Below are 13,631 nucleotides of genomic sequence, written 5' to 3'. Positions count from 1 at the left end.
TCTCGTCAGGTGCTGACCGAGAACGGCGCCACCGACGATTGCAACTCGTCGGCTGCATACTTCAGCTGCTGCACCGCCTCGCTGGTGGCCTTGAGCGAATCGACCGTCTCCTGGCTGGCATCGGACAGCTGCATCATGGTCGCGGTGATTTGCGACGCGCCCACCGCCTGCGACTGCATCCCTTGCAGCAGGCTGTCGAAGCGCGGCGTGAGCTGGCGCACCTGATCCATCACCGAATTGAGCTGCTCGGCGAGCTGGCGCGCCTCGCCCACACCGCGCCGGATCTCTTCCGAAAACTTGTCCATGCCCATGACGCTGGCCGCTACCGCCGACTGCATCTCCTTGAGCATCTGCTCGATGTCCCAGGTCGAGACCGAGGTCTGGTCCGCCAGGCGCCGGATTTCGGTCGCCACCACCGAGAATCCGCGTCCGGCCTCGCCGGCCTTTTCGGCCTCGATCGCGGCGTTCAGCGACAGGATGTTGGTCTGGTCGGCGACCTTGGTGATGGTGGTCAGCACGCTGTTGATGTTGCTCGCCTTTTCCGACAGTGCCGCCAGCTTGGCGCTGATCGAGTCGGTGGCGCTGACCATGTGCTGCATGGTCAGGTCCATGCGCTTGAGGTTGTCCTGGGCTTCGGCGGTGGCGGCAGTGGTGGAATCGGCCACCGTGGTCGCTTCTTCCATGGTGCGCAGCAACTGCGAGGTGTTGGCCGAAATCTCGCGCGTGGTGGACAGAATTTCGACGCTGGTCTGGGCCTGCTCGATGCCGGTTGCTTCCTGCTGGCGCGCCGAGGCGGCGATCTGGGTGGCCGAGGTGGTGACCTGGATGCCAGCCTTTTGCACGTTGTTGAGCAGGTCGCGCAGGTTGCCGAACATCGCGTCGAGCCCCTCGCCCAAGCGCCCGATGGCATCATTGCCGCGGATGGTGACGGCGCCAGTCAGGTCGCCCATCGCGGCTTTGGACACGACTTCCAGCAGTGCGTCGACCTTGGCGCGCAGCTCGTTGGTGCGCGCCGTTTCGTTGACCAGGCTGTCCTGGATGGCCTGGGCCATGCGGTTGAATTCGAAGGCGACCTCGCCCAGCTCATCGCGCGAGCGGATCTCGGCGCGCGCCGACTGTTCTCCTGCTGCCAGGCGCCGCGCGGCGTCGGTCAGGTTCCCGAGCGGTCCGGCGATGGCGCGCTTAAGACGTAGCGCCACGGCTAGCGCGAGCATCACGGTCAGGGCACCGCCGACCCACAGCAGCATCACCATCCGGTTTTCCAGGCTGGCTGCGTTCGCGCTACGTGTGGCCATCTGGCGGCCTTCCTCGGCCTCGATTTCGGAAAGCTGGCGGCGCAGTGACTCGACCATCCTGGTGCCGGTGAATACCGACTTGGTGTCGGGGGTATAGGCACGGGCTTCGGCGCGCCGGTGCGCAATCTGGGGATTGATAACCTGCTCGATCCACTGGCCGATGATAGGTTCGAGCTGCCTCATGCGTTCCTGCTGCGACGGATTGTGGGCCGTCAGGGCGATCGCGCGCGTCAGATGCTGGTGCGTCTTCGTGTGTTCGCTCTCGATTGACGCGATCAGCCCTTCATCGCCGGTGAGCAGGAAGCCGCGCGCCGATGCTTGCACCTGCAGCACGGAAGTGGCGATATGGTTCACTTCGAGCAGCACTTCGAGCGTGTGACGGTTCGATTCACTGGCGGCTGCCATGCGCGAGAATGTGTGGGAGGCGGCCGTGAGCAGGAACAGGATGATCGTGACCATCGAGCCCAAGCCGATGATCAGTTTGTTCTTGATACTTAAGTGTTTCAAGGTTCATGCTCCGGTGCAAAATTAACTGCCAGAATGTAACATTTTTCGTGTGTAAATACGTGGTATTTTTGCACTTCTACAACAAAAAAGCCGCGAAAAAGCTATTTTGTATACAAGCAATCATGAACATTGTGGCGAAAGCGGAAGCAATCCATGCCGTTCACGCGCCCGGTTGCACTTCTCGTCGCCGATTTGCAGTTCGCGGCAAGGGCTGGGACGTTGCGGGTAGACGCCGCAGGCCATCGGCCCGGCCGTACCATGCCCGAGCGCGACGCAGCGCGGCTGGGTGGCGTTGGTGCCGGCCATGCAGGCGAGATGGGGTGTGACCTGTTCGATCAATTCGGTGGGCAGGCCCAGTTCGAGCGCCTCGCCCCAGTAAAACGAGACGCGGTAAGTCCTGCAGCAGGCGCCGCAGGACAGACAAGGATTCTCGGAAGGGGGACTCATCGTCCCATTGATTCTATCCCGAAAATGGAGCGGCGAAAACAAAAGCAAAAAGCCGCCCGCGGCGGCCTTTTGCTTGAGCAGGGCGCGCTTACTTGCCGCGCTTGGCGCGCGCCTTGGCGGCGATGCGCATGCGCAGCGCGTTCAGCTTGATAAAGCCGCCGGCGTCGGCCTGGTTGTAGGCGCCGCCGTCCTCGTCGAAGGTCGCGATGTTCATGTCGAACAGCGAGTCGGTCTTCGAATCGCGCGAGACGACGATCACGTTGCCTTTGTAGAGCTTCACGCGCACCCAGCCGTTCACGTTCTGCTGGGTGTGGTCGATCAGGGCCTGCAGCGCCACGCGCTCCGGCGCCCACCAGTAGCCGTTGTAGATCAGCGAAGCGTAGCGCGGCATCAGGTCGTCCTTCAGGTGCGCCACTTCGCGGTCCAGCGTGATCGATTCGATCGCGCGGTGCGCGCGCAGCATGATGGTGCCGCCCGGGGTCTCGTAGCAGCCGCGCGACTTCATGCCCACGTAGCGGTTCTCGACCAGGTCCAGGCGTCCGATGCCGTGCTTGCCGCCCAGGCGATTCAGTTCGGTCAGCACCTCGGCCGGGGTCATGCGCTTGCCGTTCAGGCCGACGATGTCGCCTTTCTCGTATTCGATGTCCAGGTATTCCGGGGCGTCCGGAGCCGCTTCCGGGCTCACGGTCCAGCGCCACATCGATTCCTCGGCTTCGGCGCTCGGGTTCTCCAGGTGGCGGCCTTCGAACGAGATGTGCAGCAGGTTGGCGTCCATCGAGTACGGCGCGCCGCCGTTCTTGTGCTTCATGTCGATCTCGATGCCGGCGTCTTCCGCGTACTTGAGCAGCTTCTCGCGCGAGAGCAGGTCCCATTCACGCCACGGGGCGATGATCTTGACGTCCGGCTTGAGCGCATAGGCGCCCAGCTCGAAACGCACCTGGTCGTTGCCCTTGCCGGTGGCGCCGTGCGAGATGGCGTCCGCGCCGGTCTCGTTGGCGATTTCGATCAGGCGCTTGGCGATCAGCGGACGCGCGATCGAGGTGCCCAGCAGGTATTCGCCTTCGTAGACGGTGTTCGCGCGGAACATCGGGAACACGAAGTCGCGCACGAATTCTTCGCGCACGTCGTTGATGTAGATGTTCTCAGGCTTGATGCCGAACTTGAGCGCCTTGGCGCGCGCAGGTTCGAGTTCTTCGCCCTGGCCCAGGTCGGCCGTGAAGGTGACGATTTCGCACTTGTAGTTATCCTGCAGCCATTTGAGGATGACCGAGGTATCCAGCCCGCCCGAGTAGGCGAGGACTACTTTTTTAATGTCGCTCATGAGGGTTCCGTGACTTAAGTAAGTTCTAGTTGCACCGTCGTTCCCGCGCAGGCGGGAACCCATTGACAGTCTGAGCAGCCGTGGCGAGAAACTCAGCATGGGTTCCCGCCTTCGCGGGAACGACGGGTGTATCAGTTATCCTGACGGGGTATCAGTTATCCTGAATGCGCCCGAGCAGCAGGTATTCGATCAGCGCCTTCTGCACATGCAGGCGGTTCTCGGCCTCGTCCCACACCACCGACTGCGGTCCGTCGATGACCTCGGCCGCGACTTCCTCGCCGCGATGGGCCGGCAGGCAGTGCATGAACAGCGCATCCGGCGCCGCGCGCGCCATCTTGGCCGCGTCGACCATGAAGCCGTCGAAGTCCTTCAGGCGTTTTTCATTTTCCTTTTCGTAGCCCATGCTGGTCCACACATCGGTGTTGACCAGGTGCGCACCCTGGCACGCATCGGACGGGTTTTCGAAGAAGGTGTAATGCTTGGTGTTGACCAGCTTCGGGTCCATGTCGTAGCCCTTGGGCGTGGACACGTTCAGGTGGAACCCGAACACCTCGGCCGCCTGCAGCCAGGAATACAGCATGTTGTTGGCGTCGCCCACCCACGCCACCGTCTTGCCGACAATCGGACCGCGGTGCTCATAGTAGGTGAATATGTCGGCCAGTACCTGGCACGGGTGGTGTTCGTTGGTCAGGCCGTTGATGACCGGGACGCGCGAGTTGGCGGCGAAGCGCTCGATGATCTCCTGGCCGAAGGTGCGCACCATGATGATGTCGCACATGCGGCTCATGACCTGGCCCGCGTCCTCGACCGGCTCGCCGCGGCCAAGCTGGCTGTCGCGGGTGTTCAGGTAGATCGCGGCGCCGCCCAGCTGGTGCATGCCGGCCTCGAACGACAGGCGGGTGCGGGTCGAGTTCTTTTCGAACACCATGACCAGGGTGCGGTCGATCAGCGGATGGTAGATTTCGTAGTTCTTGAACTTGCGCTTGATGACTTTGGCGCGTTCGATCACATATTCGAACTCATCACGCGTGAAGTCGGCGAACTGCAGGAAGTGCTTGATCGGTTTGGTGCCAGGCATATCTATCTTCGGATCTCAGGTAATCCCTTGGATTATAAGTCGATTGCTTTCCGTTAGGGAAACCGTCAATTGTACTCCTGCTGGCCCGGTCAATACAGTGTCTGTGACGATTCGTGCAACAGCTGCGCATACAGTTGGTGGCGAATGCGGGCGATTTTGCCTTCTCCGACCGCGCCGAGCACCGCGCACTGGGGCTCGGCCAGGTGCCGGCAGTTGTAGTATTTGCATCCACCGAGGACGGGGCGGAAATCCACGAAGGCGCGCTCCAGCATTCCTTCGGTCAGGTGGTACAGCCCGAATTCCTGGAAGCCCGGCGAGTCGATGATCGAACCGCCGCCCGCCAGGTGGTACAGGCGCGTGAAGGTGGTGGTGTGTTTGCCGGTATCGAGCGCGGCCGAGATTTCGCGCACCGCGATGTCGGCGTCCGGCACCAGCAGGTTCACCAGTGATGACTTGCCCATGCCGGACTGGCCGATCATGATCGACGATTCGCCCTGCATCAGCGGCAGCAGGGTGGCCAGGGCGTGCTCGGGATGGCGCTTGGCCGAGACCTCGTGCAGCGGATAACCCAGGTTCGTGTACAGCGCGGCGCGTTCGCGGGCGCGCGGGAGCAGTTCCTCGACGTCGGTCTTGTTCAGGATGAGGTGGGCCTCGATGCCCGCCGCTTCGGCCGCCACCAGCGCGCGCGAGACCAGGTCGTCGGCGAAGCTCGGTTCGGTCGCGATCACGATGAACAGGCGCGTGATGTTCGCCGCCAGCAGCTTGGACTTGTACTGGTCCGAGCGGTAGAGCAGGGTCTTGCGTTCTTCGATCTTCTCGATCACCGCCTGGTCCGGCGACGTCTTTTTCAGGTGGACGATGTCGCCGACGGAGACGTTGGTCTTTTTGCCGCGGGTGACGCACTGGAGTTTTTCGCCGTCCGCTTCCGCCAGGTAGTGGCGGCCGTGTGCCGCCACGATGGTGCCAACCAGTTCCTTCATGCACCTGCCCGCTGGTCGTAGATCGCGTTGGCTTTTGCGGCGCAGATGAAGTCGTTCTCCGAGAGCGCGTTGCCGGCCGAATGGGTGGTGTACGAAACGATGCAGTGGCGGTAGCGCACGGTCAGTTCCGGGTGGTGGTTCTGGGCGTGGATCATCCACGCCAACGCGTTCACGAATTCGATGGTGCCGTGGTAGTCCTTGAATTCGAAGCTGCGCACGAGGTGGTTCTGTTCGATTGCCCAGCCCGCGACCTGCGGCAGCAGCGCAGCAATCGCGTCAGGGGCAATCGCCGCGGCGCCGTGGATGCAGTTTTTTTCGATCAGGTTCATGCTTGCGCTCCTGCCAGGTTGAGGTGCCGGATGCGAATCGAAGCCGGCGGATGCGAATCGTAGAAAGCCGAGTGCAGGGGATCGGGCGTGAGCGTGTTCGCGTTATCTTCGTACATCTTGACCAGCGCCGACACCAGGTCGCGCGAATCGGTGTGATGCGCGGCGAAGGCATCGGCCTCGAACTCGTGCTTGCGCGAGGTGATCGATGCCAGCGGCGAGAACACGAAGGTGAAGATCGGCAGCGTCAACGCGAACAGGATCAGCGCCATGGCGTCGTTCGACCCGGTGAGCAGCGGCTGTACGCCCAGGCCAGTGTAGAACCATGCCTGGTCCTTGAGGTAGCCGAGCAGGGCGAGCAGGCCGAGCGAGATGGCAAACAACAGCGCGAGGCGCTTGACGATGTGCTTGAGCTTGAAGTGGCCCAGTTCGTGCGCCAGCACCGCCTCGATCTCCTGCGGCGCGAGGCGTGCGAGCAGCGTGTCGAAGAACACGATGCGCTTGTTGGAGCCAAAGCCGGAGAAGTAGGCGTTGCCGTGCGCGCTGCGTTTGGAGCCGTCCATCACGAACAAGCCTTTCGACGCAAAGCCCACGCGCGCCATCAGGCCTTCGATACGCGCTTTCAGGCTGTCGTCGGCCAGCGGCGTGAACTTGTTGAAGAGCGGAGCGATGACGGCCGGGTACAGCACCATCATCAACAGTTGAAAGCCGCTCCACACCAGCCAGGCGTAGAACCACCACAGCGAGCCGGCCTGGTGCATCAGCGCGAGCACCACCCACAGGAGCGGCAGGCCGACCACCGCGCCCACCAGCGCGCCCTTGATCATGTCGGTGATCCACAGTTTGACGGTCATCTTGTTAAAGCCGAAGCGCTGTTCGATGACGAACTGCCGGTAGTACTCGAAGGGCAGGTCGAGCACACCGGAGATGACGGTGAAAGCGATAACCAGTGCCATCTGGTGTAGCATCCCCGGACCAGTCGCATGCAGCAGTGCGGCGGACAGCGCCTGCAGGCCGCCGAACAGGGTAAAGGCAATCAGCACCAGGCTGTTGAAGACCAGCGTGGTGAGGCCGAAGCGGGTGCGTGTGACCGTGTAGTCGGCCGCCTTCTGGTGGGCGGCGAGCGGGACGTTTGCTGCGAATTCGGCCGGCACTTCGGCGCGATGGCGCGCGATGTGCCGGATGTGGCGGGTCGCCAGCCAGAAACGCAGGGCGAGCGTGAGCACCAAAAAAGTCACGAACAAAACCGAAAACGCAAGTGAAGACATTCTGTGCCTGTGAGAAAATGCAGGATTGATTAGGCAAAGAGAGAATTATGTCACAAGCCACTGATTTCGAAGCAGCAGGCGCCGCCCAGCGCCCGAATGAGTTCAACCTGGTGTGGGTCGATATGGAAATGACCGGCCTCGATCCGGACAACGATCGCATCATCGAAGTTGCGGTCGTTGTCACCGATCCGCACCTGAATGTGCTGGCTGAGGGGCCGGTGTTCGCGATTCACCAGAGCGATGCGACGCTCGACGCCATGGATTCCTGGAACAAGGGAACGCACGGCCGCTCGGGCCTGATCGACCGTGTCAAGGCATCCACCGTCACCGAGGCCGATGCCGAAGTGGCGCTGATCGCCTTCCTGAAGACTTTTGTACCGGCTGGCAAGTCGCCGATGTGCGGCAACACGATCTGCCAGGACCGCCGCTTCATGGCGCGCTACATGCCAAAGCTGGAGGCGTTCTTCCACTACCGTAACCTGGACGTGTCTACGCTGAAGGAACTGTGCCGGCGCTGGAAGCCTGAGCTGGCGTCCGGGTTCAAGAAGCACCAGAAGCATACCGCGTTGGCCGACATCGTTGAATCGGTCGAGGAACTGCGGTATTACCGCGAGCATTTCATCAAGCTGTAAGCGAAGCCAAAGATTCGGAGGATCAGGCCGTGAAAAGCACGATTCTTCGGATCAGCCCAAAGAGCCTTATCAGCCAGCAGTCGAAGGAACAAATGAATGGATCGTTGGTCAAGCGGCTGGCAGCAGACATGCGAGCGCGCGGATACGAGGTATCACAACCGATCAGTGGTGTGCGCCGCGAAGATGGGCGCATCGTGATCTCGGATGGGCATCATCGGGTAGCGGCAGCGATTCGCGCAGGCATTGATCTGGTGCCCGTTGACGTGCAAGAGCGAGGAGTGGATTGATATGACCAGTCCATATGAAGCGGTTTTTCTACTTCCGATCGGGGCTCAAAAAAGGTTGGGGGACTGTGGTTGGGAATTCTCATCGAGTAAACGGCTGCCTCGGGCGTTATTGTTATCTTTGGCAAGCACCCTCCGCCTTGAAGAGGGAAATTCTTATCTGGGCATGGAAGTGTACCATGGTGAAGGATTAAAACTGACGGCCATTGCCGACAGGCGCGGTATTGAACATATCTTTATTCAGATATGGTCTCGGCCGAAGCAGGAGATTGAAAAAGCGGTTGCATGCGATGAGGTGGAAGTATTTACTCCATAGTTTCAGGCGCGGCTATTGACCTGGGGGAGGCTGCCAGAGTTCGATTTTGTTCCCTTCCGGATCGATAACCCAACCGAACTTCCCATACTCGGAGTCGTCGGTCTTCTCCAGCACGTGGCAGCCCTCGTTCCGTAATGCCTCAAGCAGGGAGGTCAAATCTTCGACTCGATAGTTGACCATGAAGGACGAGGTGCTCGGTGCGAAGTGGTTGCTGTCACCCCCGAATATGGACCAGACGGTTGTTCCCCCGGTCGGGTTTCCCGTATCGTCGGTCCAGGTGAATGCTGTGCCACCCCATTCTTGTACGTCGATGCCCAGATGCCGCTTATACCAGGCGCGTAGCGCCACGGGGTCCTTCGCGTGGAAGAAGATACCTCCGATACCTGTAACCCGCTTCATGTGAACCTCCAATTTGTATTCTGCGATGTCGGCATTTCGAGTTGAATACCGTCCAGAACAGTCGTTCCGGGGAATGCCCCGGAACGGTCTTGCTCAATTAGCAGTGCATTTTCAAATCAGCGCATCTGTGTGTAATTCACCGGCACCCAGCGATACCCTTTGCCTTCACTGCGCAAATGGCCCAGGCCCGGAAACTGCAGGTGGGCGGCCCCAACCAGGTATCCGCCCTTGGCTGCGGCATCGAATTCCTTCAGTCGCGTAGATCGGGCTGCCTTCTCGTCGCTATCGAACGCGATCGTCACTTGCGGGTTTTCCATCTGTACCGCAGCAACGTGAATCATGTCACCGATCAGCATCAGCTTCTGGCCGCGGCTTTCGACCACATAGACGGTGTGGCCTGGGGTGTGGCCATGCGCCGCATGCGCCGACACGCCAGGCAGCAGCTGGGCGTCGCCATCGAAGGGCTTGAACTTGCCTGCCTTGACGTACGGGTTCAGTGTCGCCTGCGCGCCCTTGAAGTCATCTTTCTTGTCCTGCGCCGCCTTGTTCAAGTTCTCTTCGCTCAGCCAGAATTCCGATTCGCGCTTGTCGGCACGCACGATCGCATTCGGGAAGGCGATTTTGCCGTCGCTCACCAGGCCGCCGACGTGGTCGCCGTGGAAGTGCGTGATGTAGATCTCGTCGATCTGTTCCGGCTTGTAGCCCGCCGCCTTCAGGTTGTTGACGAATTTGCCCAACGTCGGCCCAAACAGCACGCCGGCACCCGTGTCGACCAGAACCAGCTTGCTGCCGGTGTTGATCAGGAACGCGTTGGCCGAGGTCTCGACCGGCAGCTTCAGGTAATGATTGGCCAGCGCGGCCTTGGTGGTCTCTGCCTTCACTTGCAGTAACTGGTCGACCGGCAGATCCACGGTGCCGTCGCTGATCGGCGTCACCTCGAAGTCGCCGAGCATCATCCGGTAGTAGCCGGGAGCAGGGTGCTTGGCCATTGGGGCGGCGGCCTGGGTCGGGGCGATAACAGCAGCGGCCAGGGCGGCGGCGAAGAAGGCCTTCTTGAGCGGTTTGATCATGTTCTTATCCTTGTTGGTTGAACAAAAACTTGGCGATCGTGCATGTATTGCTATCGTACATGATTGCCACGCTGTGTTGTTGTTGTGAAAAAAGTATCTTACCTCGCGCCAGCCAGCCGTTGCAGAGGCGAGCTCTGCAAGTATTCCGCGCCTGTGGAATAATTCCGTTCCACGTTTCACTTCAAGTTTCACAATTGTGGAAAGACATATCGAATGGCTGCGCAGTTTCTGGCCTCAGCCGCACACCGCGACGCCTTCCGAACGCGGACGCGCAGTCGCCGGCGCCTTGATCGGGTTGTTATTAACTTCGGCCGTCAGCCACCTCGCGCTGGGGCCGCACGCTGCGGCCTATCTCATCGCGCCGATGGGCGCATCGGCCGTGCTGTTGTTTTGTTTGCCAGCCAGTCCGCTGGCCCAGCCGTGGTCTATCATCGGTGGCAACTTCATCTCCGCGCTGATCGGCGTCACCTGTGCCAAGGCGATTGCAAACCCGATGCTGGCTGCGCCGCTCGCGGTGTGCCTGGCGATCGGCGCCATGTTCTACCTGCGCTGCCTGCATCCGCCCGGCGGGGCAGTGGCGTTGACCGCGGCGCTGGGCGAGCCTGCCGTGCATGCGGCCGGCTACCATTTCGCGCTATGGCCGGTCGGGCTCAATTCGCTGTTGCTGGCGCTGGCGGCCCTGCTGTTTAACAACTTGACCGGGCGCCGCTATCCGCACGCGCAGCAGTCGGCAATGCAGAACACGCATGCGACACGCGATCCTGTGCCCCTTGCTCGCATCGGGTTCAAGAAGGAAGACCTGGATGCGGCGCTGGCGCGCTACGGCCAGGTGCTGGCCGTGAGCCGCGATGATCTGGAAGCGATTATTTTCGAAACCGAGATACAGGCTTATGGACGGCGTTTTGGCGTGATCACCTGCGGCGAAATCATGTCGCGGGACGTGGTGACGGTCGAGACGAAGACGCCGCTGAACGAAGCCTGGCGGCTGCTGCGCAAGCACCGGGTGCATGCACTGCCTGTGCTTAACCGTGCGCGGCGAGTGGTGGGCATGGTGGGGCAGGGCGACTTCCTGCATCACGCGGGGCTGGATGAATACAAGACTTTTGGCGAGCGGCTGCGCAGCATCGCCGGGCTGGTGTTCGGCGCGGAAAAGCCGGCCAAGGTTGGGGATATCATGGCTTCGCGGGTGATCACCGTGTTTGCGCATGAGCCGATCGCCGAGCTGGTGCCGTTGATGAGCAACAGCGGGCTGCATCACATTCCGGTGGTGGACAATGATGGGGTGTTCGCGGGGATCGTGAGCCAGTCGGATTTATTGGCGGCGTTGTACGAAAGCCGGCTGGCTGAGGCGGCTTGAATGTTGGTCGTACGGCTTGCTGGCGGCGTAGGGTGCGCACCTGTGCGCACGCGGTTCGCGAACGCAGCCTAGCGAAGCAGGAGCCGCAAGTCAGCATGCCGTGACCGCGTGCGCACAGGTCCTCGGCGGCCCCGCGCCCCCTACGATTGCAAGATACGCAGGGCCCGTGCCGCACCCTGATCCGCGGCTTTACGCCTGCTCGGCCCCGCAGCACTTCTTGAATTTTTTCCCGCTCCCGCACGGGCAATCGTCATTGCGGCCAACCTTCGGCTGTTCGCGCTTGACTGTCTCGACGCCGGTCTTGCGGCGCGGCACCCAGAAGCGGTGGATCGCCGGCAGGTTCGCTTCGACCTCCAGCGCCAGCTCGTGCGCCTTGAACGGGTCTTCCACTTCCGGCAGTTCGCTTTCCTCGATCTCGTCTGCGCCCAGCAGATAGATCGGGCGCATCAGCGGGCCAACTTCCGGATCGTCCCAGATTTCGTCCCACGAGCCCGGGCGCAGTTCCATGCCTTCCCAGAAACCCCAGCACCAGGCTTCGGCGTCGATCAGGGTTTTGCCTTCGTACTCGTGTTCCACGTACAGCGGCTCGAAATCCTTGGGCGCGACCTCGAAGGTGATCGCCACCTCGTTCATGAAGCGCATGACCAGGTCGAAGACGCGTTCGGCTTCCTTGGGGTTTTTCCATTTTGGTTCGGCCTTGCCGTCTTCGCCCCACAGCCGCGGATACCATTCGCTCGGCAGTATGGCTTCCGGCCCGATCACGATCGCCGTCAGGAAGCCGTGCAGGTGGTCCATGGTCATCGAATCCTCGGGGCTGCGATCAGACAGCAGGAACCGGTCGAGTTCGTCGAATTCTTTTTCAGTAAGGGGCTGGTCGAGGTGCATTGGTAACTCTTGTTGCGGTGAAGTCGCCAGTTTAACGCGTTGGCAGTGGCGAGCGCACGAAAAAAAGCTGCACACCTTACAATGGCCGCTATGGACAATCAAGAATCTTCCCAGCAGCATCCGTTTGCGAGGCTCGATCCGCTAGTCGTCCTCGATGCGATCGAGAGCGTCGGCCTGCATGGCGACGGCCGTCTGCTGGCGCTGAACAGCTACGAGAACCGCGTGTACCGCGTCGGGCGCGAAGAAGGGGCGCCGGTGGTGGTCAAATTCTACCGGCCGGGACGCTGGAGCGACGCTGCGATCCTCGAGGAGCACGCGTTCGTGGCCGAGCTGCTTGATCGCGAGGTGCCGGTGGTGCCGGCGCGGGTGCTGGATGGGCGCACGCTGCACGAGCACGCCGGCTTTCGCTTTGCCGTGTTCGAAAGCCGCGGCGGCCGTGCGCCGGAACTGTGCGATCGAGAGACCCTGACCTGGATCGGCCGCTTCATCGGCCGCATCCACGCGATCGGCGCCGAATGCGCCTACCAGTCGCGTCCCGCGCTGAACCTGCAGACCTTCGGCAGCGAGCCCCGCGGCTGGTTGCTGGCGCACGATTTCGTGCCGCCTGAATTGGTAGGTACTTACAAGAGCGTGGTCGACCAGGCGCTCGAGGGCGTGGCGCGCTGCTATGAACGGGCCGGGGAACTGCCCATGCTGCGCCTGCACGGCGATTGTCATTCGGGCAACGTGTTGTGGACAAACGACGGTCCGCATTTCGTCGACTTCGACGACAGCCGCATGGGGCCAGCGGTGCAGGACTTGTGGATGCTGCTGTCGGGCGAGCGCCAGGACATGGTGCGCCAGATGGCCGACATCCTGGACGGTTACGAAGACTTTTGCGACTTCGATCCGCGCCAGCTGTACCTGGTCGAGGCGCTGCGCACGCTGCGCCTGATCCATTATTCCGCCTGGCTGGCGATGCGCTGGGACGACCCCGCGTTCCCGGCTGCCTTCCCGTGGTTTAACTCACAACGCTATTGGCAAGATCGTATCCTCGAACTGCGCGAGCAGATCGCGGCGATGGACGAGCCACCGCTGTGGCCGGTATAGTGTGCTATTCCGCCGGCCGTTTTTGAACGGCTGAATTGACCCTGTTTACCGGGTTTGCTCGGGGCGCCAGCGCGCGCCGGGCTGCCTGACAATGGCTGGACCGCCTGGAACGTGGGCGTTTCATCCCAACCGAGACTCACGATGGATTCCCTTCCAACCCCGCACGACGACGCCGACTTTACGATCGACCTGCCGCCCGCCGAGCACGTGCCGGCTGCGCCGCAACCGGACCGCGGCCAGCTCGAGATGCGCGCCATGAAGGAAGCGATCGCGCGCGTGGAAGCCGAGGCCAAGGCCAACTGCGCCGCCGAGAGCCGGGCCGCCGCCGAGGCACGCGCCCGCGCGCTGGCCGAAGAGCGGGCGGCGATGGACGCGGC

15 protein-coding genes and 1 pseudogene are annotated in these 13,631 nt (G+C 61.8%); 6 read left to right on the top strand and 10 right to left on the bottom strand.

Annotation, left to right across the window (positions count from 1 at the left end):
• Positions 1–5: 5 nt before the first annotated feature.
• The 7 genes from E4O92_RS02635 to E4O92_RS02605 all read right to left on the bottom strand — a co-directional run bounded on the left by E4O92_RS02635 (position 6) and on the right by E4O92_RS02605 (position 7,222).
• Positions 6–1,802 (bottom strand): methyl-accepting chemotaxis protein, encoded by a 1,797-nt coding sequence (locus E4O92_RS02635; RefSeq protein ID WP_307721733.1) that lies wholly within the window; start codon positions 1,800–1,802, stop codon positions 6–8.
• Positions 1,803–1,922: 120 nt separating this feature from the next.
• A complete protein-coding gene (locus tag E4O92_RS02630; RefSeq protein WP_135188199.1) occupies positions 1,923–2,249 on the bottom strand; it encodes a YkgJ family cysteine cluster protein in 327 nt (108 codons plus the stop codon).
• 88 nt (positions 2,250–2,337) lie between these two features.
• The gene (locus E4O92_RS02625; protein ID WP_135188198.1) at positions 2,338–3,570 is read right to left on the bottom strand and encodes an argininosuccinate synthase; all 1,233 of its coding nucleotides are present in this window, start codon (positions 3,568–3,570) and stop codon (positions 2,338–2,340) included.
• A gap of 151 nt (positions 3,571–3,721) precedes the next feature.
• The gene (gene argF / locus E4O92_RS02620; RefSeq protein WP_135188197.1) at positions 3,722–4,648 is read right to left on the bottom strand and encodes an ornithine carbamoyltransferase; all 927 of its coding nucleotides are present in this window, start codon (positions 4,646–4,648) and stop codon (positions 3,722–3,724) included.
• Between the two features lie 89 nt (positions 4,649–4,737).
• A complete protein-coding gene (gene rsgA / locus E4O92_RS02615; RefSeq protein WP_135188196.1) occupies positions 4,738–5,628 on the bottom strand; it encodes a ribosome small subunit-dependent GTPase A in 891 nt (296 codons plus the stop codon).
• Positions 5,625–5,957: a 4a-hydroxytetrahydrobiopterin dehydratase gene (locus E4O92_RS02610; RefSeq protein WP_135188195.1), complete on the bottom strand. Its 333-nt coding sequence runs from the start codon at positions 5,955–5,957 to the stop codon at positions 5,625–5,627. The genes rsgA and E4O92_RS02610 overlap by 4 nt, the downstream gene beginning before the upstream one ends.
• Positions 5,954–7,222, bottom strand: a complete 1,269-nt coding sequence (locus E4O92_RS02605) for a M48 family metallopeptidase (RefSeq protein WP_135188194.1) — start codon at positions 7,220–7,222, stop codon at positions 5,954–5,956. Before E4O92_RS02605 ends, E4O92_RS02610 begins: the two co-directional genes overlap by 4 nt.
• A 47-nt stretch (positions 7,223–7,269) precedes the next feature.
• Between E4O92_RS02605 and orn the strand changes: the two genes are divergently transcribed.
• Genes orn through E4O92_RS02590 form a run of 3 tightly spaced genes read left to right on the top strand, consistent with a single transcriptional unit; the run spans position 7,270 to position 8,454 of the window.
• Positions 7,270–7,854, top strand: coding sequence for an oligoribonuclease (gene orn, locus E4O92_RS02600; RefSeq protein ID WP_135188193.1), 585 nt, complete (start codon positions 7,270–7,272; stop codon positions 7,852–7,854).
• On the top strand, positions 7,806–8,141 hold the full coding sequence (locus tag E4O92_RS02595; protein ID WP_502572580.1) for a ParB N-terminal domain-containing protein: 336 nt from the start codon (positions 7,806–7,808) through the stop codon (positions 8,139–8,141). Before orn ends, E4O92_RS02595 begins: the two co-directional genes overlap by 49 nt.
• A 1-nt stretch (position 8,142) precedes the next feature.
• Positions 8,143–8,454: a hypothetical protein gene (locus tag E4O92_RS02590; protein ID WP_135188191.1), complete on the top strand. Its 312-nt coding sequence runs from the start codon at positions 8,143–8,145 to the stop codon at positions 8,452–8,454.
• A 12-nt stretch (positions 8,455–8,466) separates the two neighbouring features.
• Here the strand turns inward: E4O92_RS02590 and E4O92_RS02585 are convergent, their stop codons facing one another.
• Complete coding sequence (locus E4O92_RS02585; RefSeq protein ID WP_135188190.1) at positions 8,467–8,853, bottom strand: VOC family protein; 387 nt, start codon at positions 8,851–8,853, stop codon at positions 8,467–8,469.
• Positions 8,854–8,969: 116 nt separating this feature from the next.
• Positions 8,970–9,923, bottom strand: coding sequence for an MBL fold metallo-hydrolase (locus E4O92_RS02580; RefSeq protein WP_135188189.1), 954 nt, complete (start codon positions 9,921–9,923; stop codon positions 8,970–8,972).
• Between the two features lie 196 nt (positions 9,924–10,119).
• On the opposite strand from E4O92_RS02580, the gene E4O92_RS02575 reads away from it, so the two are divergent.
• Positions 10,120–11,280 (top strand): HPP family protein, encoded by a 1,161-nt coding sequence (locus E4O92_RS02575; protein WP_441295151.1) that lies wholly within the window; start codon positions 10,120–10,122, stop codon positions 11,278–11,280.
• Between the two features lie 189 nt (positions 11,281–11,469).
• On the opposite strand, the gene E4O92_RS02570 is transcribed toward E4O92_RS02575, so the two are convergent.
• On the bottom strand, positions 11,470–12,165 hold the full coding sequence (locus E4O92_RS02570) for a UPF0149 family protein (protein ID WP_135188188.1): 696 nt from the start codon (positions 12,163–12,165) through the stop codon (positions 11,470–11,472).
• Positions 12,166–12,246: 81 nt separating this feature from the next.
• Here E4O92_RS02570 and E4O92_RS02565 point away from each other — a divergent pair, with 81 nt between their 5' ends.
• Both E4O92_RS02565 and E4O92_RS02560 read left to right on the top strand, forming a co-directional pair.
• Entirely contained in the window at positions 12,247–13,254 is a 1,008-nt protein-coding gene (locus tag E4O92_RS02565) for a serine/threonine protein kinase (protein WP_135188187.1), read from the top strand.
• Between the two features lie 141 nt (positions 13,255–13,395).
• Positions 13,396–13,631: pseudogene (locus E4O92_RS02560) on the top strand (hypothetical protein); the annotation flags it as partial.

This window comes from Massilia horti (assembly GCF_004614195.1).
GTDB lineage: Bacteria > Pseudomonadota > Gammaproteobacteria > Burkholderiales > Burkholderiaceae_D > Telluria > Telluria horti.
Note: the sequence above shows the minus strand (reverse complement) of the source record. Positions and strands in the feature narration are given on the sequence as shown.